21 protein-coding genes are annotated in these 24,974 nt (G+C 61.0%); 9 read left to right on the forward strand and 12 right to left on the reverse strand.

All coding sequences use genetic code 11. The features are described from left to right. Positions 1-44 precede the first annotated feature (44 nt). Together ABEB25_RS12950 and ABEB25_RS12955 are read right to left on the reverse strand one after the other, a co-directional pair. Positions 45-818, reverse strand: a complete 774-nt coding sequence (locus ABEB25_RS12950; RefSeq protein ID WP_345736830.1) for a tetratricopeptide repeat protein — start codon at positions 816-818, stop codon at positions 45-47. Continuing rightward, positions 815-2,104, reverse strand: a complete 1,290-nt coding sequence (locus ABEB25_RS12955; protein WP_345736831.1) for an amidase — start codon at positions 2,102-2,104, stop codon at positions 815-817. Before ABEB25_RS12955 ends, ABEB25_RS12950 begins: the two co-directional genes overlap by 4 nt. A 268-nt stretch (positions 2,105-2,372) precedes the next feature. On the opposite strand from ABEB25_RS12955, the gene ABEB25_RS12960 reads away from it, so the two are divergent. Both ABEB25_RS12960 and ABEB25_RS12965 read left to right on the forward strand, forming a co-directional pair. Beyond that, on the forward strand, positions 2,373-3,059 hold the full coding sequence (locus ABEB25_RS12960) for a hypothetical protein (protein WP_345736832.1): 687 nt from the start codon (positions 2,373-2,375) through the stop codon (positions 3,057-3,059). A gap of 48 nt (positions 3,060-3,107) precedes the next feature. Further along, positions 3,108-3,302 carry a hypothetical protein gene (locus ABEB25_RS12965; RefSeq protein ID WP_345736833.1) on the forward strand — a complete coding sequence of 65 codons (195 nt, stop codon included), beginning with the start codon at positions 3,108-3,110 and terminating at the stop codon, positions 3,300-3,302. Between the two features lie 85 nt (positions 3,303-3,387). Here ABEB25_RS12965 and ABEB25_RS12970 read toward each other — a convergent pair whose 3' ends face one another. Continuing rightward, complete coding sequence (locus tag ABEB25_RS12970; protein WP_345736834.1) at positions 3,388-4,677, reverse strand: hypothetical protein; 1,290 nt, start codon at positions 4,675-4,677, stop codon at positions 3,388-3,390. Between the two features lie 148 nt (positions 4,678-4,825). Between ABEB25_RS12970 and ABEB25_RS12975 the strand changes: the two genes are divergently transcribed. After that, positions 4,826-6,310 (forward strand): DEAD/DEAH box helicase, encoded by a 1,485-nt coding sequence (locus tag ABEB25_RS12975; protein ID WP_345736835.1) that lies wholly within the window; start codon positions 4,826-4,828, stop codon positions 6,308-6,310. Positions 6,311-6,860: 550 nt separating this feature from the next. Further along, complete coding sequence (locus ABEB25_RS12980; RefSeq protein WP_345736836.1) at positions 6,861-7,772, forward strand: ThuA domain-containing protein; 912 nt, start codon at positions 6,861-6,863, stop codon at positions 7,770-7,772. An 87-nt stretch (positions 7,773-7,859) separates the two neighbouring features. Here ABEB25_RS12980 and ABEB25_RS12985 read toward each other — a convergent pair whose 3' ends face one another. After that, on the reverse strand, positions 7,860-8,423 hold the full coding sequence (locus ABEB25_RS12985; RefSeq protein ID WP_345736837.1) for a hypothetical protein: 564 nt from the start codon (positions 8,421-8,423) through the stop codon (positions 7,860-7,862). A gap of 116 nt (positions 8,424-8,539) precedes the next feature. On the opposite strand from ABEB25_RS12985, the gene ABEB25_RS12990 reads away from it, so the two are divergent. Then, positions 8,540-9,469: a ribokinase gene (locus ABEB25_RS12990; protein WP_345736838.1), complete on the forward strand. Its 930-nt coding sequence runs from the start codon at positions 8,540-8,542 to the stop codon at positions 9,467-9,469. A gap of 148 nt (positions 9,470-9,617) precedes the next feature. Here ABEB25_RS12990 and ABEB25_RS12995 read toward each other — a convergent pair whose 3' ends face one another. After that, entirely contained in the window at positions 9,618-11,168 is a 1,551-nt protein-coding gene (locus ABEB25_RS12995; RefSeq protein ID WP_345736839.1) for a porin, read from the reverse strand. Between the two features lie 165 nt (positions 11,169-11,333). Here ABEB25_RS12995 and ABEB25_RS13000 point away from each other — a divergent pair, with 165 nt between their 5' ends. From ABEB25_RS13000 to ABEB25_RS13015, 4 genes are all read left to right on the forward strand, one after another. Then, positions 11,334-12,374, forward strand: coding sequence for an aldo/keto reductase (locus ABEB25_RS13000; protein ID WP_345736840.1), 1,041 nt, complete (start codon positions 11,334-11,336; stop codon positions 12,372-12,374). Positions 12,375-12,461: 87 nt separating this feature from the next. Next, positions 12,462-12,989 (forward strand): hypothetical protein, encoded by a 528-nt coding sequence (locus ABEB25_RS13005; protein WP_345736841.1) that lies wholly within the window; start codon positions 12,462-12,464, stop codon positions 12,987-12,989. Between the two features lie 203 nt (positions 12,990-13,192). Then, positions 13,193-14,074, forward strand: a complete 882-nt coding sequence (locus tag ABEB25_RS13010) for a hypothetical protein (protein WP_345736842.1) — start codon at positions 13,193-13,195, stop codon at positions 14,072-14,074. A 62-nt stretch (positions 14,075-14,136) separates the two neighbouring features. Continuing rightward, positions 14,137-15,876, forward strand: a complete 1,740-nt coding sequence (locus ABEB25_RS13015; protein ID WP_345736843.1) for an ABC transporter ATP-binding protein — start codon at positions 14,137-14,139, stop codon at positions 15,874-15,876. Between the two features lie 103 nt (positions 15,877-15,979). Here the strand turns inward: ABEB25_RS13015 and ABEB25_RS13020 are convergent, their stop codons facing one another. The 7 genes from ABEB25_RS13020 to ftsA all read right to left on the reverse strand — a co-directional run bounded on the left by ABEB25_RS13020 (position 15,980) and on the right by ftsA (position 24,969). Then, positions 15,980-17,149, reverse strand: a complete 1,170-nt coding sequence (locus tag ABEB25_RS13020; RefSeq protein WP_345736844.1) for a hypothetical protein — start codon at positions 17,147-17,149, stop codon at positions 15,980-15,982. 82 nt (positions 17,150-17,231) lie between these two features. Further along, positions 17,232-18,068 carry an ABC transporter ATP-binding protein gene (locus ABEB25_RS13025; protein ID WP_345736845.1) on the reverse strand — a complete coding sequence of 279 codons (837 nt, stop codon included), beginning with the start codon at positions 18,066-18,068 and terminating at the stop codon, positions 17,232-17,234. Positions 18,069-18,083: 15 nt separating this feature from the next. Beyond that, positions 18,084-18,992 (reverse strand): hypothetical protein, encoded by a 909-nt coding sequence (locus ABEB25_RS13030; protein ID WP_345736846.1) that lies wholly within the window; start codon positions 18,990-18,992, stop codon positions 18,084-18,086. Positions 18,993-18,998: 6 nt separating this feature from the next. Next, positions 18,999-21,014 (reverse strand): ABC transporter substrate-binding protein, encoded by a 2,016-nt coding sequence (locus ABEB25_RS13035; protein WP_345736847.1) that lies wholly within the window; start codon positions 21,012-21,014, stop codon positions 18,999-19,001. Continuing rightward, positions 21,011-21,841, reverse strand: coding sequence for a polysaccharide deacetylase family protein (locus tag ABEB25_RS13040; protein ID WP_345736848.1), 831 nt, complete (start codon positions 21,839-21,841; stop codon positions 21,011-21,013). The genes ABEB25_RS13035 and ABEB25_RS13040 overlap by 4 nt, the downstream gene beginning before the upstream one ends. A gap of 12 nt (positions 21,842-21,853) precedes the next feature. Further along, complete coding sequence (locus tag ABEB25_RS13045; protein ID WP_345736849.1) at positions 21,854-23,710, reverse strand: cell division protein FtsZ; 1,857 nt, start codon at positions 23,708-23,710, stop codon at positions 21,854-21,856. Positions 23,711-23,754: 44 nt separating this feature from the next. After that, on the reverse strand, positions 23,755-24,969 hold the full coding sequence (gene ftsA, locus ABEB25_RS13050) for a cell division protein FtsA (protein WP_345736850.1): 1,215 nt from the start codon (positions 24,967-24,969) through the stop codon (positions 23,755-23,757). Positions 24,970-24,974 lie beyond the last annotated feature (5 nt).

Here is a 24,974-nt window from a genome sequence, read left to right on the forward strand (position 1 = left end):
AGCAGCGGTGGAGAGACAATCTCCACCGCTCTGTTTTAAGTCATTTAAAGGCTCGCAAGCAAAGACCTACCAACCGACTTGGCCTCTTCGTCGTCCTTTTCCACGCTCGGCATCTTGAGACCTTTGGCGAGGTATTTGCGCGCTTCGCCCTTATTGCCCATCTGGGCGTGGGTGCGGCCTAACTCAATGTAGTGAATGAGGCGACGAGGATTGAGGGCGATGGCTTTTTCCAGACAGGTCACGGCCTCGGTGGTACTTGCCTCGGGCAGCTCTTCATAAACCAGGGCGGCCAGGGTGCGCTTGATGCCGCTGATGTCGGCCACATTGCGATGCCAGCGACCAATGATGTGCCAAGCGAGATCGTTGCGGGGATTGAGCTGGATGGCTTTTTCCGCTCCTTGTTTGATGAGTTTGGAGCAGCGCACTTGCTCGCCGGAGTCCTGGAGCGGCAGCATTTTCCCGTAGCTGATGGCGGGGGAAAGTTGGGCATCGGAGTTCTTCGGGGCCAGAGCGGCGGCCCGCTGACCATAACCCAGGGCGACTTTGCCGAGTTTGAGCTTTTCCGTTTTAGAAGCGGTGTCCGCCATAAGGTGGCGATACTGCCGGGCAATGCGCACGAGCACGTCAGCATTTTGGGGATCGAGCTTTTCAGCCTGGAGGTAGTAGATCAGAGCCTGGTTGGCATCCAGCTTCAGGTCATAGACCTCGCCTTGTTTCACCAAGTCCTGCACGGACTGTGCCTGAACTGAGCCTGCAAGCAAAATGCCCGATGCGCAAATCGCACGGACGCCGAACCAAAAGGATGACCAATTTTTCATAAGCGCTTGGAACTCACAATGCGCCCAGCGTTCAAAAGTTCCGCCTCACTTAAACGGGGTCCCACCAGTTGCAGGCTGGTGACAGGGACTTCCTTGCCCTGCACCGGCACCGGGATGGCGATGGCGGGGTTGCCCGAGTAATTGAAACTCACGGTGTTTTGCAAACTGAAGGTGACAGCCTCAAACAGCACGGAACCGCCGAAACGGGGGATGGCGGGTGGCAACTGCTTCAGCGTGGGCAGGGCGATGAGGTCCACGCGGCCAAAGGTGCGACGCAGGGTGCGCTGCCAGGCGGCTTTGCGTTTCAGCGCGGCCTCGTAGCCGCCGGTGACGTGCTCAATCCGGCCTAACAAAATGGTTGCTTTCGTCACGCTGGAGACGCCGCGCTTGTTGCTATATGGCTCATCATTCGTCCAGGCATCTCCCACGGCGATGGTGAGGCCATCCTTTTGGGCCTGGTCCCAGGCGTCTTTGAAGGCCTTGTCCAGTTTCACAATGCGGAAGCCGGATTTTTTCAGAGCTGAATCAATGGCGCGGTCAATTTCGGGGTCGGTGCCGTCCACGTAGAGGCGGCCCACGCGCAGGCTGCGGCCATTAGGGTGCTCGGCCCGGGCCTCGGCGTATTCGTCTTCAAAGCCCGCCTTCAGCAGGCTCATGCCGGTGGCCAGGTTGGGGATGGTTTTGGCAAGAGGGCCCACGGTGTCCAGGTTCTTCGGCGACATGGGAAACACGCCTTTCAGGGAGACGAGACCGTAGGTGGTCTTCAGCCCATACACGCCACAGCAGGCGGCAGGGATGCGCACGGAGCCGCCAGTATCGGTGCCAAAAGCGATGTCTGCCATGCCGGTGGCCACGGAGACGGCGGAGCCGCTGGAGGAGCCGCCGGAGATGACGCGGTGCTTACGATCCGTCAGCGGACTGCGCGGGGTGCCAAAGTGGGGATTCACACCGGAGGAGGTCACGCCAAATTCACTGGCATTGGTCTTGCCTACAATATGGACGCCACGCGCGCGAGCCAGCCGGAGGCAGGCGGCATCCTGCCTGGCGGGGGGATTGTTCTTTGCCAAGTAGGCGGAGCCTGCGGAGGTGACCTGACCTTTGATGTCAATGAAGTCCTTCACCGCCAGTTTCAGGCTGCCCTCTGGGGCGGGCCAGTAGCGGACAAAGACATGGTCGGTGGGGTTGCGGGCGGGCTTGGTGGCTACCAGCGTGCACGAAGGTAGAGTGGGTAGCAAACAGGCGACTGTGAGGAGCGTGGAGGCCAGCCGGAAGTGAGGGGGACGCATAGGGAGAGTGAAACAGGGGAGTGAGGGATAAGCCAGCGAAATTCAAAGACCGACCCACTAGAAACGTGCCAGATCGTCGGCAGTCCGCAGATACATGGAGATCATTTCGGGGAGCTATTCGCGCCTGCGGCGGAGGATGGATGGCAGAGAATGCGAAATGTTAAAACGCACTTTTTGTTACGCACAAGAAGTGACCGGATGGCGAATAGACAGTGCGGGCGGTGATACTGCCTGCCCCAAAAACCAAACTCCTAACTGTTTCTGCATCATGAAAGTTCTCTTCACTCATTCCCTGAAGGCGGGCCTGCTGGCCACCACGCTCCTCACCTCCTCCTCTCTGCTGGCGCAGGTGCAGCGGGTGGAAACCGTCACGGCGACTTCTTCGGAAGGCGTCATCAATGAATTCGGCCCGCAGTCCATCATCATCCGCTCCAGCACGGGCGCTACGCCTTCCCGCTACACCTTCCGCGAGACCACCACGTATGTGGATGAGTACGGCAATCCAGTCTCCACCTCCGTGGTGAAGTCTGGCCTGCCAGTGACCGTGTTTTACAGCCAGGAAGGCGATGCCATGGTGGCCACTAAAGTGGTGGTGCGCGGCATCAATACCCCCACGGCTCCTGCGGTGGAAACCAGCCAGACCACGACCACGGGTGTGATCAATACCTACGGCCCTGAAGGCCTGGTGGTGCGCACAGAGACCTCGGCAGATCCCCTGCGCTACACCTTCAGCAAGACCACCACCTATGTGGATGAAAATGGCCAGCCCGTCTCCATCGAGACCGTGAAGTCCGGCCTGCCCGTGACCGTGTACTACACCCGCAGTGGCGACAGCCTGGTGGCCAATAAGGTCATCGTCCGCCGTTCGGCCGCCATCGTGCCCGTGCCTGCGCCGACCGTGGAAAAGAAAACCACCACGACCACCCGCAGCACCATCATCAAAGGCGACGACTGAGCCGCCTAACATTCTTTGCACAACCAAACCCTCAAACCAACTCACCTCATGAAAAAACTCGTTTATTCCTGCATCGGCGGCGTTTGCCTATTGGCCCTGGCTTCCTGTGAATCCACCGACTACGACGACGATGATGAAGATCGCCGCGTGCAGACGCAGACCACCGTCACGGAAGAAGTCGTGCGCTCCACCCCCTATCCGGGCGTGATCCAGACGCAGACCACGACTGAGCGCGCATACTAATCTTTGCCCTCCAGTTTTCAAAGCTGTCTCTTCGCTGCCCCGGATGTTTTCCGGGGCAGCTTTTTTTATTCACTGTTAGGCTGAATCACCCCGGTAGGCGCGCGGGCTCCGTCTTTCCCCAGGTGCTGGGGGAGAGCATGGTGGTAAGCCAGTGGCGCATGGCTTTGAAGCCGCGCATGAGGGTGCTATCCATCACCTCCTGGCAGCCGAACCGCTGCGCGATAGACTCCTCCAGGCGGCGGTAGCGGGGCAGGAGGATGAGGGCATTGCGCGGGCGGGTGGTGGCATCGCCACGCTGGGCCACGGTGGGGTGCAGCAGGCCCCGGCAGAGGACCATCTCCTGACTGCTGACGGGGACTTTTTTCTCCGGCAGGAGCAACCACGGGCGATAGACGAAGTGGGCGGTGGGGTGGCCTTCCTCCAGCCGCAACCAGCCCAGGGTGCGGACGGGCACGCCCTCGGTGCGGCGGGCGAGGAAGCCCTTCACCCCGCGATCCAGATCGGCCTTTTGGGCGCGTTTATTCAGCAGAAAGTCTCGGCCCATGAGCGTGCCAAACAGGGTGAGGCGGAAGGACCACCCGGCCAGCAGCAGGCCGATGAGGATGAGGGTGAAACACACCAGCAGCGCCGGAATGGGCGTGACGGGGATGAGCGCGGCGCTGCCGGTGACCAGCGTGAGCAGGCCCAGCTTCGTCAGCTTCAGCCCGGCATCCACAATACCAAAGGGCGAGAGCGCGATGAGGACATTCAGCGCGTGGGAGCTGAGCCACACGGCGGCAAAGGCGAAGATGGAAAGCGGCACGGTGAGCCAGGGCGTGTGCAGCACGGCATCCAGCCCCGCCGTCATGGGCAGCATGGCCAGGCCAGAGGCAGGCAGCCCCTCCATCGCCTGAGTGGGGATGCGCTCCACCTGCGCCATGGCCAGGGCGACCAGGGGGACAAAGGCGGTGCTGGCCACCAGGGCACTGGCTTTGTCCTCAAACAGCTCGGCAAAGTCCAGGGGCTTTTTCACCAGGGCCGGGGCGGCCGCGCCCAGGAAGTCTTTTAAAAAACACAGGCCGATGAGCGCCAGGCCCGTGCCCCAGGCATACGGGTGGCAGTACCAGGGCAGGCGATGACGCAGCGCGGGCTGGGTTTCATAATATTTCCAGGCCCCGATGGCGCTCATGCCTAACAAGGGGCTGATGGCCACGCCGGTGATCTCAGACACGCCTTCCGCCAGGGCCACGCCGGGCACGATCATGTCCGCCTGCAGCTTTTTCGTCAGGGCCTCCTTTGCGGGCGAAGGCGCGGTTTCCTGAGCCATGGCCGGGGCGAGGCTGAGCAGACCGAGGGTGAAGGTGAGGCAGACCGATTTCAAAAAACGTGCGTTCATGGGGGCAGCATCAGGGGTTGGGGTGGACTGCGCAGACGGGGTACAGGATGCCTGAAGTCGGAGATTTGCCAGTTACAATTTTCAGCGCATCTCCTACCCACCCTTAAAACGGTACTCGCACATCGCCCGATCCCGTGCATACTCACCGATGCCTTTTAAAGCTCTTGGCCTTGACGCCAAAATTCTCCAAGCCATCGCCGAAGCTGGTTATACCGAACCTACCCCCATCCAGGCCGCTGCCATCCCGCCCATCATCGCGGGGCATGACCTCATCGGAATCGCCCAGACAGGCACGGGCAAAACCGCCGCTTTCACACTACCGGTGCTGACCTGCCTGGCGAATGCCCAGGGCGAAGGCCAGAGCAAGCGTGGCACGAAAGTGCTGATCCTGGCGCCCACTCGTGAGCTGGTGGTGCAGATCGAAGAAAACGTCCTGGCTTATGCCAAACACCTGCCGCTCACCATCGCGAAAGTCTTTGGCGGCGTGGGCGAGCGCCCGCAGATCAACTCTCTGCGCAATGGCTGCGACATCGTCATCGCCACTCCCGGCCGCCTCATTGACCTCATGGGTCAGGGCCACGGCGACTTCAGCGGGCTGAAGCACCTGGTGCTGGATGAGGCCGACCGCATGCTGGACATGGGCTTCCTGCCGAGCATCAAACGCATCGTTCAAAAGATGCCGCGCAAGCGCCAGACGCTGATGTTTTCCGCCACGCTTTCCAAGGAGATCGAGGCCCTGACGCATGAGTTCCAGAGCCACCCGAAGATCGTCCAAATCGGCCGCCGCTCAAACCCAGCGGAGACGGTGACGCAGCTCGTCTATGAAGTGCCTGTGCACCTGAAGCCCTCCCTCCTCAGCCATCTGCTGAAGGACGACCAGATGAACATGGTGCTGGTCTTTACCCGCACGAAACACGGTGCCGACCGCGTGGCGCGCAAGCTGGAACAGACCGGCGTGCGCTGTGCCACGCTGCATGCCAATCGTTCCCAGAACCAGCGCCTGAAGGCCCTGGCCGACTTCAAATCGGGCGAGGTGCGCGTGCTGGTGGCCACGGACATCGCCGCGCGCGGCATTGATGTGGATGGCATCTCGCACGTGGTGAATTTTGACTTCCCCATGCATGCGGAAGATTACGTCCACCGCATCGGCCGCACGGGTCGTGCGCAGGCCATCGGGGACGCCATCAGCTTCATCAGCCCCGAGGATCAGTCCTCGCTGAAAGCCCTGGAGCGCTTCATCAATCGCGGCCTCATTCGCAAGAAAGCCGAAGGGTTTGACTACAATGCCTCCGCACCTCCCCGCAGCGAAGAGCCGCCACGTTATCGCGATCCACGTTCCCAAGGGCGCGGTGGTCGGCCTCAGGGTCAAGATGGTCAAGGTGGCCGTGGTCAAGGAGGTCAAGGTGGACGCTCGCAAGGCCAGGGCGGGCAAGGCGGTCGCCCCCAGGGTGAGCGACCTGCTCGCGGTGGACAGGGTGGTGCTCGCGATGCCCGTGGCCCCGGCGGCCCCGGCCAGGGCGGTGGCCAGCCACGCCCCGCGCGTGCGCAGTCCAGCAGCGGCCCAGCCTCCAGCCAGGGTGAATCGGAATCTGGCAGCAAACGCAGCCTGTGGAAGCGCCTCTCGGGGCGTTGATTCTTGAGTCGCGCCATCACGGTGGCGCGGATGCCTGGGATTCTTAAAGCGTTTTTAAGCGGGGTGGACGAAGCCACGTTGGGGCGAACTCATCACTCGGAGAGTGATGCTGTTGGCCCCAGCCAAGCCTCGTTCGCCATGGAGCGCACGCGTCTCGCGTGCTGAGTTTCGCGTCCTCGCGGAACTCCCATCTAGCGACACCGTTCTCCCCCTTTGCACCTTCGCCAAACCTGACGCCGGGACGCCGTCACACCTTGAACCCCTCGGCCTCCGTCTGCCAGCTCACCGTACAGTACCCACCCACTCCCAGAGTGATGCCGTTCGCCCCAGCCAGCCCTCGATCGCCCCTTTGCATCCACCCGCCCTGGAGGAGAGAAAGCCATTAGCCGGGGGTGGAGTGCAGAGGCGTCGTTGGGGGGAAAAGGGCAGCCTTTTGCGGACGAGGATTCTGGCCCCACGGCTGCCTAACCGCTTATTGACGCACCCTCCCAAATACCAACACCGCATTTTGATGCTTGCCTCTAGCTGAGGCATTCTTCACGCTGCCGTTATGCGCTCCCTTTTACTTCCTTTTGTGTTCCTCGCCACTGCGGCGCAGGCTGAGTTCACCCTGGAACAGCAGCAGGTGCCGCTGGAGGTGCTGCCGACGGATCCGGCTCTGGCGAAGGTGGTGCTGCTGGCGGGCACGCCGAGCAATAAACCGGGCCAGCACGAGTACTTCGCCGGTTGCGCTTTGCTCATGGACTGGCTGAAGCAGGCCCCTGGTGTTGCCCCGGTGATGGTGGCGGAGGGCTGGCCGAAAAATGAGGCGGTGCTGGAGGGCGTGCGCTGTGTGGTCATCTACATGGATGGCGGGGACAAGCTGTCCTTCCTCACGCCGGATCGCTGGGCCCGCATACAGGCCCTGGCTGCCGCTGGCACGGGGCTGGTCATCTTGCATCAGGCCATTGACTGCCCGGCGGATCGCGCGGCGGATTTTAAGCAATGGTTCGGCGCTGTGTTCCAGAGTGACATCGGCTGCCGGGGCCACTGGGATGTGCAGTTTGACAGCGTACCTGAGCACCCCATCAATCAAGGCCTAACCACCTTTGCTCTGCCGAAAGATGGCTGGCTCTATAACCTGCACTTTGCGGATAAAGGCGTGACGCCCCTGCTGGCCTGCCCCATGCCGGATAGCAGCCGGAAGAACAAAGCGGCGAAAGCCCACGCGGGCCGTGCGGAGACCGTGGCCTGGGCCTATGAACGGCCGGCGGGCGGGCGCAGCTTTGGCTTCACCGGCTGTGATCTGCATGCGAACTGGGCGAATGAAAACCAGCGCAAGCTGCTGCTGAATGGCATCCTTTGGACCAGCAAGCTGGAGGTTCCTGCGCAGGGCCTGGCCTCCACCACCACGCCCGATGCCCTGGCGAAAAACTGGGACCGCAAAGTCTTCCTGAAAAAGCCTGCCAAGGCCACGAATTAGCCCCCACCGTTACCTCGTCATGTCGCCCTAGCAGGCCGCGCGCGTGCGTGAAGCCATCGTGCCACTGTGCGTGGAGCCTCCGGCGAATTAAGGCCGGGTCAAAAACCACTCGAACTTCTGTGTGACCTGCGCGCCACCATCGCTGCCGCCACTTTCCATGCGCATGAGAAAGTGCTGGTTCGTCACCTGGGTGATGAAGTAGCGAAACTGGTACCCCTGCTCCGACTGGCTGCCCACCCAGGCCCGCAGTGCCTTGCCCGTGTAGCCCGTGGCCGGGTCTGTGCAGCCCAGCGCCAGGCAGGTATCGCTGAGGCTCAGCAGACCCAGCCCTTGCTCAAAGACCTCGATCCCCGCAGGGCGCAGAGGCACCGTCTGGGTGTAGCCATCCATCGTCAGCTTCAGCGTGCCGGTTCCCTGCTTCGCATCCAGCGTCAGATCCACCTTGTCCTGACTTGGCTTTTTGATCAGCGGCATCTTTTGGACATTGGCCGTGATGGTTTTTTCTTTGAAGTCAATTTTGGCCGATCCCCCCGGAGCTTTCACACTCGTGGTGGCCTCGATGGACTCGGCCTTTAACACCCCCGCCTGCAGCAGGGATACGGACCCTAACAGACCCGTCATGAGAAGCAAAAAGCAAGGAATACGGCGCATGGCTACCACCAGACAACCGAGCCCCGCATTTCGTTGAATCCGTGAAAAGATTGTCGCGGCGAGCTTGCATTGATGGAGCAGCAGCGTCAGTTCCCCTTTTTAAACAACCCAGTCACATGGCCAGGAACTCAGCAGCCTCCGTCGTCGTCGTGGGGTCCATGAATGTGGACCTCATTGCTTCCGTGAAGCGTCTGCCCGCTGCGGGCGAGACGGTCTCGGCCTCGTCCCTGGAAAAACGCTTCGGCGGCAAAGGGGCGAATCAAGCCCTGGCCGCTGCCCGCCATGGGGCACTGGTGACCCTCATCGGCTGCCTGGGCGATGACCCCGATGGCCGCGACTACCGCAATCACCTGCGTCGCGAAGGCATCAACTGCAGCGCCGTGAACACGGTGAAAGGCGGCACGGGCAATGCCTTCATCGCCGTGGATGCGAAGGGCGAAAACCAGATCATCGTCATCCCTGGGGCGAATGCCGCCCTCACCGCCCCCTCGCTAAAGATGCAGCGTTCACGGATCGAGGTGGCCAAGGCCCTGCTCATCCAGTTGGAAGTGCCGCTGGAGACCGTGGTGGAATCCATCAAACTCGCCAATGGCCGCGACGTGCCCGTGGTGCTGAATCCCTCGCCCATCCACCCGGAATTCCCCTGGGGCGAGGTGGCCATCACCGTGTTAATTGTGAACAGCGGCGAGGCCCAGCAGATCTTCGGCGCGGATGCGGAAGAGATGGCTGAGAAAGTGGAGGAATGGAAAGCCTGGCTGGGCCAAAAAAAGGTCCGCACGCTCATCGTCACACGCGGTGAAAAATCCACCCTCGTGCTCACCGAGACGGGTCTGAAGAAGGTGGCCACGCACAAGGTCAAAGCCGTGGATACCGTGGGCGCAGGCGATACCTTCGCCGGAGCCTTCACCACCCACCTTGCCGAAGGCGCGCCCCTGCTGGAATGCGTGCGCTGGGCCAATACCGCCGGGGCACTGGCCACCCTGAAAGTCGGCGCCCAAGAAGGCATCCCGCATCGCGGCGATGTGCAGAGCGCGCTGAATGACTAACTTCGAGTGTAATAAAGAAGTGGTTAGGTTTGCGTCCTGCGCGTAACCAGAAACACCACTGTCGTCATTCCCCGAATACACACAAAAAAGGACACCACCGTTCGGTGATGCCCTTTTACATTTAAAGGTTTACGCTTTGTGAGCGACCTCAGAAGTTCCACTGAAGCTGCAGACCCAGGCGGTCCGCATTTTCCACTTCGTCATAGGGGGCGGCGGAGGTGTTGGTGCGCTGGAAGGTGTGGGTGTACATGAGGGTCAGCTCGATGTCCTTGTTCGGTGCCCATTCCAGACCCACGTCCACTTCGGAGACATTGTCCCAGGGGGAGTTGGTGCCGAATTTACGACCACCTTCATAGTGGTTGTAGCGGATGAAGGGGAACCAACTGGCTTCGCCTTGTTTGATTCGGTAGTTTGCCTGGATATAGCCACCCTGAAGTGAGGCTGTCTCAATGGTGGTCATGTCATCGGAGAGCTGAGGGCCACGGCCCCAGGCCCATTCCGCCTCGATCCCGAAGGGCTGCGGATACAGGACGTAGGTGAGGGCCATGCGCTCATCCTTGTTGCCATGCTCGGGAGAGCTGGGGGTGCCCACACCGGCGATGTTGGACGTGCGGCTGACGAAGCTGCCAGTGTAGCCCTGCAGACCGAATTCCATGATCTGACCGCTTTTGAATTCCACCGGATAGGCAAAACGGGCCACGTAGTGCGGCTGACCGTTGAGGTCGCCACGGTTCAGGCCCTGGCCATTGTAGGCACCGATGCCAAAGACGCCATAGTCACCGGAGCCTTTGAGGCCTTCTTTGACGAGTTTGCTGAACAGCTTGCGCTTCTCTTTCGGAGCCCAATAGAAGTAGGCACCGATGTCACGCTCGCCCTCGACGGCGGAGTTCAGCGCATCTGGACGCTCCATCGGGGCGCGGTTCTGGCTGGACTGGAGGTTCACGAAGCCGAAGGGCACTTTCGACTGACCCACACGGAATCGAAATTCCTTGTCCGCATCCAGGGCAATGTCCGCATAGAGGTCGCGCATCTGGAGGGCAAAGTCCCCGGTGCCAGTGGAGCCCGCATAGTCACTCTGGGCGTAAATGTAAAGGTGGTCTGAAACGTCACCGCTCAGGATGAGGCGGCCACGGCGGATGAGGAAGGACTCAGTATCGCTGACGGAGCGGTCATTCGGCACGTTCAGCCCCTCAGCATTGTCCCCATAGAGGGCGGTGTAGCGGAACTGGGCGTAACCGCGGAAGCTGAGGTTCTCATACCACTTGCCGTCCAGCATCTTTTCCATGAGGTCCTTCGGCGTCTCGCTGGAAAGTTTGTCCAGCTCGGCCAGGGACTTTTTGCTTTCTGCGATGTGGGCGTCGAGTTCCTTCATTTCCGCCTCAGTCTGGGCAAGGCGCTCTTCCATTTGCTCCAGGCGCTCATTGGAAGGCAGCGCGGGGGCTGCTGCTGGCACGGGAGTAGGAGCAGGTACGGGCTTGGCATCCTCAGCCTGGGCTACGGCGACGAGCTGGTCATACTCCTCCTGGGTGATGGAGCCTTTGGCCTTCATGATCTCGAAGAGTTTCATCAGGGCGGCATTGTCAGCCATCACCTGTGGGGGCAGGCACAGCATGCCGAAGGTGAGGGCTACGCCTAGAGCGCGAAGGCTCTGTGACAGTTTTGACAGGAGGGAGGTGTGAATGCGGTTTCGCAGTGACATGTGCGTCACATAAGCACCTGACGTCACAACATGGGTAGCTTTGAAGTGTGACACGTTTGTCACATAAGCTGTCACAAAGCCTCTTTATGTGACGTTTCCTTGTCACAAAGGAGGAAAAATGACCGTCCAGCTTGCTCCTTGAGCTGCTCCCTCCTAGTTTCCAGGATGGAACGCAGACGACTTGGACGCAGTGGCATCGTGGTGACGGATATCTGCATGGGGACCATGACTTTTGGCCTTCAGGCGGATGAGAAGACCTCTTTTTCCATCATGGACACCGCCTACGAGGCCGGGATCGACTTCTTTGACGCCGCAGAAATGTACCCTGTGCCGCCCAGTGCGGAGCGCTTTGGCATCACCGAAGAAATCGTGGGCCGCTGGCTGAAAACGAAAACGCGTGGGGAGGTCATCGTGGCCACCAAAGTCACCGGCCCGGGCCATGGCTGGTTCCGCCCACCCATCCGTGGCGGGTTTACGGCGCTGGATCGGCGGCAGATTTTCCAGGCCTGTGAGGATAGTCTCCGTCGTCTCCAGACAGATTACATTGACCTGTATCAGACCCATTGGCCCGACCACGGCATGCGCCAGGAAGACACCCTAGAAGCCCTGACCGAACTGGTTAAACAGGGAAAAGTCCGCGCCATCGGCTGCAGCAATGAAACGAGCTGGGGCCTGATGAAGAATCTCTGGGCCTCCGAAAAGCATCATCTGGCCCGGTTTGACACCGTGCAGAACAACTTCTCTCTCATCAACCGCCGCTGCCTGAACGAGCTCGCCCAAGTCTGCCGGATGGAAGGCGTGAGCCTGCTGCCCTACTCCCCTCTGGGCGGGGGTGTGCTGACGGGCAAATACAACGGAGGCAGCCTGCCTGCCGGGGCACGCTTCAGTGATTACCTCGTCAATGGCGGCGAGCGCCAGCAGCGCATGGCACGCCGTTTCGTCAATGAACGAAGCCTGGCAACGGCGGAGAGGCTGGGGAAAATCGCCGCTGATATCGGCACCACCGTCACCGCCCTGTCGGTGGCCTGGAGCCGCCAGCACAATTTTGTCGCCTCCACCATCATTGGGGCCACCACCGTGGCACAGCTTCAAGAAAGCCTGGGTGCCGTGGACCTCATCCTCGATGCCGAAACACTGCGCCGTATTGATGAGCTGGAAGTGGAGATCCCCAATCCCATGACGGAAGACGGATTGAGGAGGCTGTAAACAAACTGTTTTCCCCTCAAGCTCATGCCTAGGCCCCGTCTTCTCTTCTTTCTGAGCCTGGGTTTATTGATAGGAGTCATGCTGGTGATGTGGACGAAATTCAGCTCCCCTACCCTATCGGCCCCTTCAGCGGCGAACCCAGAGGCACGGCGGGAAGGTACACCCCAGATACACCCACCTCTGGAGCTTCCCGGCGATGCCATTTTAAAAAACTACGCGCTGCCTAGCACCCGTCCCCAGGAGGATCTGGAGGCCCTGGCCCACACCTTTAGCAACCTGCTGCTGCTGATCAAAGGCGACTCACCTTTCCGTATGGGGGCCAATGAGGAATTCGCAGCCGCACTGCGAGGCAAGAATCGCACCCAGCTCCGCTTTCTCTCAGACACACACCGCGCCTTCAATGCCCAGGGGCAGCTCATTGATCGCTGGGACACCCCGCTTTATTTCCACGCCATTGCAAGGAACCGGGTGGATATCCGCAGCGCAGGCCCCGACCGCCAAATGTGGACGGCAGATGACCTCCACCGTCGCTACGACGGCAGCTTCCTCAAAGGCGAGGCACTGAATCCGAAGAGCCTATTTCAAGACAAAGAGCCGGGAAGATCTGTACGGTAGTCTGCACTCTCCGAGTGCAGTGCCTTGAAGGTGACCTAGCCCTCAGACATCGAGAAGAAAGGGGGCTGACGAGGACTGCTTGGGGCGAACGCATCACTCGGAGAGTGATGGCTACTGTACAAGAGCTGCGCCCCCTGGGAGTATATCCGATAAACGGCTTGCAGCGGGGCGTGCCTACCCTTTTGATGGGCTCGATTCCATCCATGCAAGAACTCGCCATCAGCCTGCCAGACATGAGCGGTGCCCTGGAAAGTGTGAAAAGCACTTTTTCTGGGAGCAGCATGACGGCAGGCGGGCTAGCCTTGGTCGCCTTCCTTGCTGGGCTCGCCTTTGCGCGAGGCATCGTTTCGCAGATCCTCACCATGCTCAGTCTGGGCCTCTCCGTCCTGGCGGGTCTCTACATCTTCCGCCATCGGGCGGAGGTCTTCGGCGCGTATGGCGCAAACATGAGCACAGACACCCTGCTCATGATGTCTGGTGCGGCGGCCATGCTCACCTTTTTCCTCGCACGGGCCGTCATCAATGTCGTGGCGGGTTTTGGCCTGCTCGCTTTTTTGGGTAGCATCACCGGGTGGAAGGCCGGCCTGCTCAGCCTTTTGCCGTCGGGGGTTATGGTCTGGCTCAGCACCATGGTGCTTCGCCTCGTAGGCAGCGTTTATGGTCTGGAAAACGCCTCCATCCAGCAACAGGGCAAAGGCGAAAAGAGCGACTTCGGAGCCTGGGTGGAACAGCTCGCTCAAAAGGTGGACCGCACCTCCGTGGGCAAGCTGGTGGAAAAACTGGACCCTTATGACTTCCGCGCCACGGCCAACCTAGCCCGGTTGCTCATCCTATGGCCCGATGGGCGCGTGTGGCAGCAGATCGCCGCGAAAGGTCCAGAGACCGCCAAGGCGCTGAACCATCCCGAAATCGCCGCTCTCGGGCGTGATGAAAAAGTACGGCAGGCCATCTCGCGGCAGGACTTTGCCGGCCTCATGCAGTTGCCCCAGGTCCTAGAGACCGCCAGCAACCCAGAGCTGGAGCCGTTCCTCAAAGGCTTGGCGCTGGAGCAGGCCATGGACAGCATCGTGTACCAGCGACGATAAAAAGTCCCACTTTGCCTGATCAATCGGCGAGGTCATCACGTCAGAGTTTTCGCCATTGCCCCATGTCCGAAAAACCCACCTCCCTGCGCACCACCGCCAGCCGCCTGCTCGTCTTTGCCCGGGCGCACTGGTGCATGGCCGCCGTGCAGTTTGTCCTCGCCGTCATCGGCACGTCCTTGATCATCGTCTTTCCCGGCGTGGTGCAGTGGTTTGTGGATGACATCATTCCAAACAAAGACATCCCCGGCATCTGGCGCGCAGGTGGCCTGGCCGTCGGGGCCTTCTTTCTGCGGGAGTTCCTCTTCTACGTGCGCACGCGGCTGAACAGCGTGTTTGAGCAACGGATGATCTTTGACCTTCGTGGGCAGCTCCATCACAAGATCGCCCGCCTGCCGCTGAGCTGGTTTGACCGCCAAAGCACCGGCGACATCCTCACCCGTATGGCGGATGATGTGCCTGCGACCCAACGTGTGATCCTGGAAGGCATCGAGCAAGGCGTCACCTCCATCCTGCAGATCATCATCAGTGCCGTGGTGATGTTTTACACCAACAGCACTTTCGCCCTCATCGTCATGGTGCCCACGCCCTTCATCGCGGCGGGGGGCTGGCTGTTCGCGCGCTGGATCGCCCCCCGGGCCAAGCTGGCACGCGAGGCCAGCAGCCACATGAATTCCCTGCTGCATGACACCATCACGGGCATCCGCCAGATCAAAAGCTACACGGCGGAAGACACCAAGCAGGAAGATTTTAACAACGCCAGCCACGGCCTGCGCCAGGCCCAGCAAAAGCTGATGACCGCCTGGGCCGTTTATAGCCCGCTCATGGGTTTCTTTGGCAGCCTGGGCCTCGTCTTGCTGCTGGGCGTAGGCGCGTATGGAGCCATCCAGGGGAACCTAACCACGGGCGAGCTTTTCAAATTCATCTTTTTGTTAGGCTTCTTTTTCGAGCCCATTGCCCGGTTGCATGGGGTGAATCAGACCATCGTCACCGGCCTGGCCAGCGCGGAGCGCGTCTTCAAAATCCTGGATCAGGAAGGCGAGGAGGATTTGGAAAAAGGCCGTGCCCTGTCCCAGGCCAAGGGCTCCATCGAATTCCGCCAAGTGACCTTTGGCTATCAGCCGGACAAGCCGGTGGTCCATGATCTGAACCTCACCGTACAGCCCCGGCAGACGGTGGCCATCGTGGGCGCGACGGGGTCGGGCAAGTCCACGCTGTTTCAGTTGCTCACCCGATTTTATGATCCGCAGTCTGGCAGCATCACCCTGGATGGCTCATCCATCGCTGACTACAGCCGGGTCTCCCTGCGAGATTCCATTGCCTACGTGACGCAGGATGCCTTCTTGTTTGCCGGGTCTATCCGGGAAAACCTGCGCCTAGGCAAACACGCGGCGGATGATGCCGAAATGTGGCAGGCCCTCAATTTTGCCTGCGCAGAAGAGTTTGTTAGGCGGCATCCGGACGGGCTTGATGCCCAAGTGGGTGAACGCGGCGTCATGCTGAGCGGGGGGGAGCGCCAGCGCATCGCCATGGCACGCGCGTTTCTCAAAGATGCGCCCATCCTGCTCCTGGACGAAGCCACCAGCGCCGTGGATACGAAGTCCGAACAGCTCATCCAGCAGGCTCTCGACACCCTGCGCCAGGACCGCACCTGCCTCGTCATCGCCCACCGCCTCAGCACCGTCATCAGTGCCGATGTGATCTACGTCATGCGCCAGGGGGAAGTGCTGGCCCATGGCCGCCACGAGGAGCTTCTTCTGAGCTGCCCTTACTATCGCGAGCTGGCCAGCCTCGCGCTATTGTGATCAAAGGATCAAATTAGAAGATTTATCATCATCCAACACTTGCCGACCTTGATGCCAGAAGCATCGCACCATGCTCATGACACGGACCGCCCATACCCTACCTCTATGAAGCATTTGGCGAGGGAGAAGGCATGATCGTTGTCGCTTTCAACCAGGCCTTTAACTGAACGATGACTTCCTGGCGATGGCTGAAGAGCAGGAAGTGATCAGCCCATGGAATGGCTTTCAGAGTCACCTGGATTCCCTTTTTGGTCATGGCCGAAGCCGCCCCCTCCACGCTTGACAGAGAAACACGATCATCCTCTGCACCCGAAATGATACAAACAGGCTTGCCCTTCCACTTCACAAAAAACTTGGGAGTCTGGATGACATCCCTGTCCACCACCGGAGAAATCAGGGTGATGGACTTGAACTGATCTCCCAAATCGCGGGCCACGTGACCGACACCCAGACCTCCATTGGAAAGCCCCATCAGATGAATCTGCTTCGAATCAATCGAAACAGTTCGTTTGGCATCTGACAATGTCTGCTGGATCAGTTTGGCAGAATCCTTGGATGTCCAGTTTCCCATCCCATAAGAGGGACAGATCAAGACCATTCCGAGTTCATCCGCAACCTCGGCCAGCAGCCAGGGATAGGCTTTAAAATTACCGCCGCTGCCATGAAGAAAAACCATCGCGGGTGCTGGCACATCCGGCCGCAGACTCGCCGGCACATACAGGAAATAGTGGCCATGATCTGCCCTCTGAAACCACAAGTCATCATAGGCCTGCGGCATCACGGAGCCCAGGGCATGGAAATCCGGGTCTGCTTCCAGTTCCTGATAAATCTCCGTGGTGAGTTGGGAGAGGCGGTGTGCCTGTCCAGAAGTGAAGAGACGGTCCATCAGGGGCACCAGCTTAAAGCCCAACAAAAATTGATCCAACTCCGGCAACAAATTGCCCAAGGCATGTGGTCGAAACCGAGACGATTCCTTCACATAACGGTGCTGGATTCTGGTGCCCTCCCTTGCAGTCCCCGCAGGAGCCACGATGGCAAGCCAGCCCGTGAGAATCACCCATCCCAAACAGGCTGCAAATCCTGTCATTTCCAACCTTTTGGACTCGCGTTCCTTGCCGATGCAGATCAGCAAAGGCCCCAGGCCTATCAACAGCCCGGCCATGCCAAAAACCTTGCTTTCCCAGGACACTCCCGCCTGAAGCAACAGCACTGACAAAGGGACAGCAATAGCAGCCAGCAACAAGCTGGCCATGCGGAATAGTACAGACAACATCTGCACCTATGATTTGATAAAGTGCCCCGATGTTCAATGAGATCATCGCAAACTCTTTACTCAACGAGGTGAGCGGCGTGAGCTACTTCAGCGCCGAATAATCAATCGTCCGCAGGCGGTGCTTTTTAGCACCCATGCGCGGCACGCAGTCCAGCAGGGCCTGGGTGTAGGGGTGCTGGGGATGGTTTAGAATCTGGGAGGTGGGGCCGGTTTCCACGATTTCGCCCCGAAACATCACCGCGACGCGGTCGGCAACATCCTTGATGATGCCGAAATTGTGCGTGATAAGGATGAGGCTCATGTCCAGCCGCTTTCGCAGATCCGCCAGCAGCTCCATGATCTGCTTTTGAATGGTGACATCAAGAGCGGTGGTGGGCTCGTCCGCGATGAGCAGCTTCGGCTGGCAACACAGGGCCATGGCGATCATGACACGCTGCTGCATGCCGCCGCTGAGTTCGTGCGGGTAAGCGCTGAGGCGCTTTTCCGGTTCGGTGATACCCACCATTCTTAGCCAGCTCAGGATTTCGGCATCGCGATCCGTCACTTCCGGACGATGCAGGTCCAGGGCCTCGCCGATCTGCGTGCGCACGGTCAGCACGGGGTTCAACGAAGTAGTGGGTTCCTGGAAAACATAGGCGATCTCCTTGCCGCGGACTTTGCGCAGTTCCTTCTCGCTCATCTTCAGCACCTCATGTCCGGCGATGCTGAGGTGCGTGGCGGTGATGGTGGCGGGTGGCTCCGGCAACAGCCGTGCCAGGGCCAGGGCGGTGGCGCTTTTGCCACTGCCGCTCTCTCCCACGATGGCGATGGATTCCCCCTGCTCCAGTTCCAGGCTAAGGCCCTTCACAGCAACGGCAGGCGGCCCACCATGACGGCGGAACTCGATCTTCAGGTCGCGGATGCTCAGGAGGGAAGACATAAGGGAGAAGAGATGCTACCGGGGACGCGGCAGAATGATGCGGCCCAGCAGACACAATGACAAGGCCCAAAGCGCATACGGCCACGCAAGCAGCAACGGTGCCTGGGGAGTCTGCAAGGCAGCCTGATATGCAGCCTGGAAGCGCACGCCGAGGATCTCCTCGCCCGGGCAACCCAGCGCGACCCACAAGACCAGCCCCCAGGCCGCGACGGAACAAACCATGGAGACAGCCCGCCGGGCCTGATTCCGCCAAAGATGCCGCCGCCAGATCTCCTCAGGGCTCAGGCCGATAGCCAGCGCGCCGTCGCGGATCCGGTCTTCCGCCGTGGGGTGATGCATCTCCTGGTGACGCGGCCACGCCAAAGCCACACAGCCCCAAAAGCCCGCCAGAAAGATGGCTGGCAGCAGCGCACCCAACACGGACATCGTGGCACCTGGCTGGAATGCGGGCAGCAGCCCTGCCAGTGCGCCCGGCAGGTGAAAAGCATCCTCCACAACGGCCAGCCCCAGGACCGCCGGCAGACCCAGCATGGCCACCTGATGATGAAACGGCCGCCGCCCCACCAGACATGCAGCCAGCAGATGTGCCGTCAGCGGTAGCGCCAGTAGAAACAAAGGCGGAGCCCACCACCACACCGAGGTGGCCAGTCGAGACACCGTATCTTCCTGGGCCGGATCTACGGCTGCTGGCATGAGACTGCTGATGGGCAGCCCCCACTGGCCAACCCACTGCCCCACCGCCGCCCAAACCAAGGCCGAAAGGGGAAACAAAGCCACCGCCTGGGCCAGCAGCGCCACCGGCCAACGTGCCCAAGTCCCCAATCCACGTGCCACTGCCGCCAGTGCCTGAGCCGTCGTCACCACGAGCAGCAACGCTCCGAAAAGGAGGCCCAGGCTAACAAGAAGTGAAACAAAAGACATCATACGAAACTATTCGTTCGGCACACGCATCTCCAGCGATTCCAAGGGGCTGGCCCGCAAGAGCCTGCGGAGGGTCAAAGGCCGGTTCAAATCCGGGGACTCCAGAAGAGGGAACCGCGCCCGCCGCACCGCCAATTCCTGTAGATCCCCAATGAGGGGCAGTACGGGCTGCTGGGAAAGAAACCGCTCCTGCAAGGCACGGGCGCGCAGCGGCAGTTGCGACGTCTCAAACTCACCCGCCAGCGCTTCCAAAAAAAGGTCAAGCTGTGGATCGGCCAGTTGCCCAAAGTTGAGTCCGGGCCCCACCTGCCCGCTGTGCCAAAAGGCCATCTGATCCCAGGCTAGTTCATAGTCCAGGCCCAGCAGCACGGCATCAAACCGGCCCGGAGAAAGGTGATCCGCCAGCAAGTTTTCCGGGGCTACGGAAGTGACGGTAACACGCGCGCCCAGTAGGGCCCATTGCCGCGCCAGTTCCTGCGCCAGGGCATCCCGCAGCGCATTGCCGGTGGTGACCAGCAGTTGAAAATCCAAGGACTGGCCGCCTTTTTTCGCCACGCCGGACACGTCCTTCAGCCAGCCTGCAGACTCCAGCTTTTCACGTGCGGCTTTCAGATCAAAGGAGGATGCGACGGGTGGGGGTGAATACCATAGACCGGGCGAAAACAACGGCTCGGCCAACCGGGCCCGCCCACCCTTGGCCAGCAATGTTTGCCGATCCAGGCCCAGAGAAAGTGCTTCCCGCACAGGCAGTTCGGACAGGCGTGAAGAGCGCAAATTCCACAGCACCAGCAGGCGGTTTCGGGGTGGGGTGGGGTGGGCATCCAGAGTGGCCACCTGCCCAAGGTCTGACTTTTCGTTAGGCCACACCACATCCAGCGTGCCTGTGGCCAGTGCCAAGCGAGTTTGCAGCGGCGGCATGGCGGTGAGTGCCTCCAACCTCGTGGCAATGCCCCCCTGCGCCGCCCTGCGGGAGGTCAGCGACAGATGATCCGCCGTCTGGCGTGTGACCTGCCAATCCCCAGCACCTGGGGGTGCGTTGGGCGAACCATCGAGGTGCTTTTCCAGCCAGGCCGCCGGCAGAATGGGAAAGCCTACCCAACTGGCCAACGCGGCTCCGTAGCTGCGGCGATAGGTCACCCGCACCGTGCTGCTGCCCTGCGCCTTGATCTCCTGAATGTGGCGAAAGCCCTCTCGCCCTGGCACCGGATAGCCCAGGCGCATCGCGTGGGCCACCGTGGCCCGCACATCCGCCGCCGTCACCGGGGTGCCATCCGGCCAGGCATGGCCATGAGCATTGAGTTCCAGGTCCAGCACCGGCTCCAGCAGGCCCGCCACCTCTGCCAGCGGCGTCATGCGCGGCACGGGTTGGCCCTTGTCCCGCAGCCAGTTGGCCAGGGCATCCCGCACTTGCAACAACGGGCGGGTGGTCACCAGTTCACAGGTGCCATCTTCATCAAACCATAACCGTACCGTGCTTGGTGCGTGGTCAGGGGCGCTCGCGAAGGCTTCCAGGGCAGTCCGCGTGGTAGGCACGCTATCCAGCCGCAGAAAGGTCAGAGGCAGCAGCGCATCCGTCGCCAAGGCTTGCAGGGCCTCATCTACCCCTGGGCTGCCTGGTTTGGCAAAACGGAGGATGAGGGTGAGCGCCTCGGTGGTCACTTCTTCCAGGGCCCAGGCCTGACGTTGAAGAGGTGGGATTTCTGCCAGCTTTCGCTGCGCCACCTGAAGGGCTTCAGTGGTGGGAAACCAGCAGGTCACACGCTGGTGCCAGGCCCAGCTTTCTGCCAGCCCTGGGGCCAGCCTTCCCTGGCCATCCAGGCGGATCAGTGGCTCATGCAGGAGGTCCAGAATCTGGCGCTCCGCCTCACTGGCGGGGAGGAAAGGGTTCAGTGCCGGGATCTGCCCAGGCAACATCATCACCACTGCATCCGCCCGTGCGGGCAGTGCCCGGTGCACCTGCCAAGCCGCCCAACTGGCGACGCCGAGCGCCACCAGGGGAATGCCGAAGATCAGAGACCGGTTCATGTGGGTTCCAGCCTAGGTGGGGGTGAGGCGGCTTGCAATGGGGTGGGCAAAGCAGCTTGCAGACCACGGGCGGCCAGCAGTCGCAATGTTCCCTCCAGCACCTCCACGCAACTGGCTGGACCATCATGAAGCAGGATGATGGCACCCGGCTTCAGCGAACGGGCGATGAGTTTCAGGATAAGCTGCGGATCCTTCACCACACCGTCAAAACCCCGGCAGTTCCAGATGGCCATGGTCAACCCCAAGGCCCGCAAGGGTGGATCGAGATACAGATTGTGGTGCCCAACAGGTGGGCGGAACCAGAGCGGCCCCTGGCCCAAAATCTCCGTCAACGTCTGCTGGCAGCCAGCCACCTCCGCCCACATGCGGGTGGGCCGCAGCGCCCAGAAACTGCCTGCGGGATGGGTTTGGCTGTGATTCCCTACGAGATGCCCGCGCCGGACCATTTCACGCACCAGCTCGGGATGGCGAGCCGCCTTGTCCCCAATAAGGAAAAAGCCAGCCTTGGCGTGATAACGGTCCAGCAAGTCCAGCATGGCGGGGGTGGTGGCAGGATCAGGACCATCATCCACCGTGATCCACACTTGGCCGGCGGCTGTTTGCTCGGGCGAAAGCTCAGACACATGCGGCCCGAACCACCTGACCCAGGGCAGAATGCTGCCGTAGCCGATGACCAAAAACGTGGTGCAGAAAATTCCCAGTGCCCAACCCCAATGTCCGGTAACAAGACAGATCACACACCCGCTGGCGGGCAGCAGGCTGATGACAAAACGCCGCTCATTTTCACGGCGGCAGTCAGCAGGCTGCTCAGGGATCGGCAGGGCCATCCAGAATGACGGTTACCGCTTAAGCTTCCGCTTCAGGCGCATCCAGGTCGGCACATCGAGGTCTTCCCCACCCGAGGCGAGGGCAGGCTCCGTGTCCTTGAAGCGGCCGCGGTCCTGGTCCGAGAAGCCAAGATCAATCTGCTCCTGATTCGTTGGCTTTTTGGCGACCACCGTGTTGGCAGGAGGCGCGTAGGCCAGATCTTCCGGCGGCAGGTTCGTGCGGGCCACCACGGCAGCCAAGGGCGAAGTGGCAGGACGAGGCTGTTGCACCGGTGCTGGGGCGACGGCCTGCGGCTGAGGAGCCGGGGCGGGTGCCGGAGTCATGAAGTCTTCGATGCGGAGCCGCGCAGGTGCGGGTGCCGGGGCGGGCTCAGGAGCCAGGGGCTCGGGCTCAATCTCAGACTCAGGCAGGAAGCTGGAATGAGAAACCGAAGGTTCCTCTTCTTCATAATATTCCTCTTCTTCGTATTCCTGCTGGACAGGAGGCTCTGTGAACTGGCTGACGGCAGCGGGTGCCTCAGGGAAAAGTTCGGGCTCGTCTTCCACAGATTGAGCCGGGGCTTCAGGCTCTTGGGGAGTCAGGGAGATGATCTCATCGTCCTTGAACAACAGGTCCATGGAATCATCCCGAGTCAAAGGGGCTGCGGCACGCGCCGGAGCGGGGGCGGGGGCGGGCTGGGGCTCGATAGCCGCAGGAGCTGGGGCGGGTGCCTGACGAGGTGCCCGAGAACGCGGGGTGGGAGCGGGGGTTGCTATTGCTGAGGCAGCCACGGGTGCTGGAGCTGCTGCGACGGGCGTTGCAGCCACCGCATCGGCCAGACTTGGCATCGGGCGGTCCGTCATCGGCAGCATGTTCGCCGGAGGGGCAGCCGCTGCGATGGTGTTGAGCTGGCTGAGGCCCAGAGAGCTGATCAGCGTGACAGAAATGGCGTCTCCCAGGCGGGCATCCACGGCCACGCCAAAAAGGATGTGCGTATGGTCGGGCACGTGGCGGCCCAGTTGTTTCATGACGGCATCTACCTCCATGAGGGTCAGCGTCTCGCCACCGGCGATGTGGACCAGCAGGGTCTTCGTCTGGTGCAGCAGGCGGCCTTGATCGATCAGCGGACTCTTCAGCGCACGCTTCAGGGCCTCTGCCCCGCGGTTCTGGCCACGGGCTTCACCAAAACCAAACAGGCAGCGACCGTTCGAGGTGCTGAGCGCGCTGGTGAGGTCGTCAAGGCCCAGCTTCACCAGACCGGGGGTGGAAACAATGGTGGAAACCGCACGCAGGCTCTGGGCGATGAGTTGGTCCGCTTGCGCAAAGGCTTTCTGGATGCCGTCCTTCGGGAGGATCAGCTCGCCCATGCGATTGTTTTCAAACAGGATGAGGGCGTCGGCGCGTTTTTGAAGCTGGTTCAGCGCCTCTTCCGCCTGGTTCAGACGGCGACGGCCTTCAAAGCTGAAGGGCATGGTGGCCGTGACAAAGACCAGGGCGTTGGAAGCCTTGGCAATTTCGGCGATGACGGGGGCAGCTCCGGAACCGGTGCCGCCGCCAAGGCCAGCGCAGATGAAAACAATGTCGTGCCCTTCGATGGCCTGACGGATTTCCTCGCGGGAAAACATGGCCGCCTCACGGCCCAGGTCCGGGTCACCCCCAGCACCGATACCGCGCATCAGCTCGGCACCCAGTTGGATTTTGACCGGGGCCATGGCATGGCCCAGCACGCGAATGTCGGTGTGCATGCAGACCAGATGCGCCTCCACGGTGCGGTCCAGCGTGATGCGGTCCAGGACATTGCTGCCTGCGCCGCCGATGCCGACAATGCAGGTACGAAGGGCGGGCTTGTTGGGTTCTTCCCGCTGCGAGTGACGATCGTATTCAACCATAGTACGGCGTGGCTAGAGGGTGAGCTAAAGAGGAGGGTGAAAAATCAGATGGCGACAGACAGAAGATCCGCCATCCGATGTGCCAGCCTTTTGAGCGGGGACAGGAAGGGCTTTTCTTGGTCCAGGATCTGCGCATAACGAATGAGACCGATAGGGGCGGAGAATTGAGGATTCTCGAAAGTAGCAGTCACGCCACTGACGGGAGCTGAACCTGCACGCGTTACCTTCATTCCAAACACTTCTCGGGCCACTACGTCAATTCCTTTTAGCAGGCTCGTGCCTCCCGTGAGATAAACTCCGGCGGCAATGCGGCCCGTGTGCCCTTCGCAGCGCTGATGCACCTGCTCCAAAATTTCCCGAACCCGCAGGTAGATGACTTCGTTCAAAAAGGCGCGCTCCACCTCACCCAGCACGTAGCCCGTGTCATCTTCCACGCGCACCATTTCCCCAGGGGGCACATCTTCGTATTCACAGCTTCCTTCGGTCACCTTCAGCGCCTCAGCCCGGCCATGCGGGATCTGCAGCGCCATGGCGATGTCCTGGCTGATGTGGTCCCCGCCCAGTGGGATGCAGCCGGAGATAGTCAGCATGCCATCTTCATAAAGAACGAAGTCAGCGGTGCCGCCACCCAGGTCAATCATCATCGCGCCTTCGCGCTTCGCCTCGCGGTTCAGCACCACCTGAGCGGCGGCGATGCCATTGAAGACCACGTCTTCCACTTCTAGCGGCACTTCCTTCACACACTTGATGGAGTTCTGGATGCGCGGCAGGCTGCCGTGGACGATGTGGTAGTCCGCCTCCAGTTGCCGGGCCTGACGGCCGATGGGCTGACGAACGGCCTCCACTCCATCCACAATGTACTGGCGGGTGACGCTGTGCATGGAGATGCTGTCCTGCGGCGCAGGCACATTGCGGGCGATCTCCTTCACCTCCTCGACATCGTCTTCCGTGATCTCGGACTGATCCGCCGGCAGGCGGTAGCAACCGCGGTTGTTCACGCTTTCAATGTGGCCGCCGCTCACGCCCAGGAAAACGTTCCGGATCATGACATCGCTGTAATCTTCTGCCCGGACGAGGGCGTCGTTCAGGCAGGTGTGGACGGTATCAAAGTCCACGATTTCGCCTTTGCGGACGCCGCGTGAGGGAGCCGTGCCGACACCCAGGATCTTGATGGTGCCGTCGCGCTTCGCCTCGCCGACGACGACGCAGATCTTGCTGGTGCCGATTTCCAGGCCTGCATAGATGGTGGTCTTCGCCATAATGT

The organism is Prosthecobacter algae (assembly GCF_039542385.1).
Lineage (GTDB): Bacteria > Verrucomicrobiota > Verrucomicrobiia > Verrucomicrobiales > Verrucomicrobiaceae > Prosthecobacter > Prosthecobacter algae.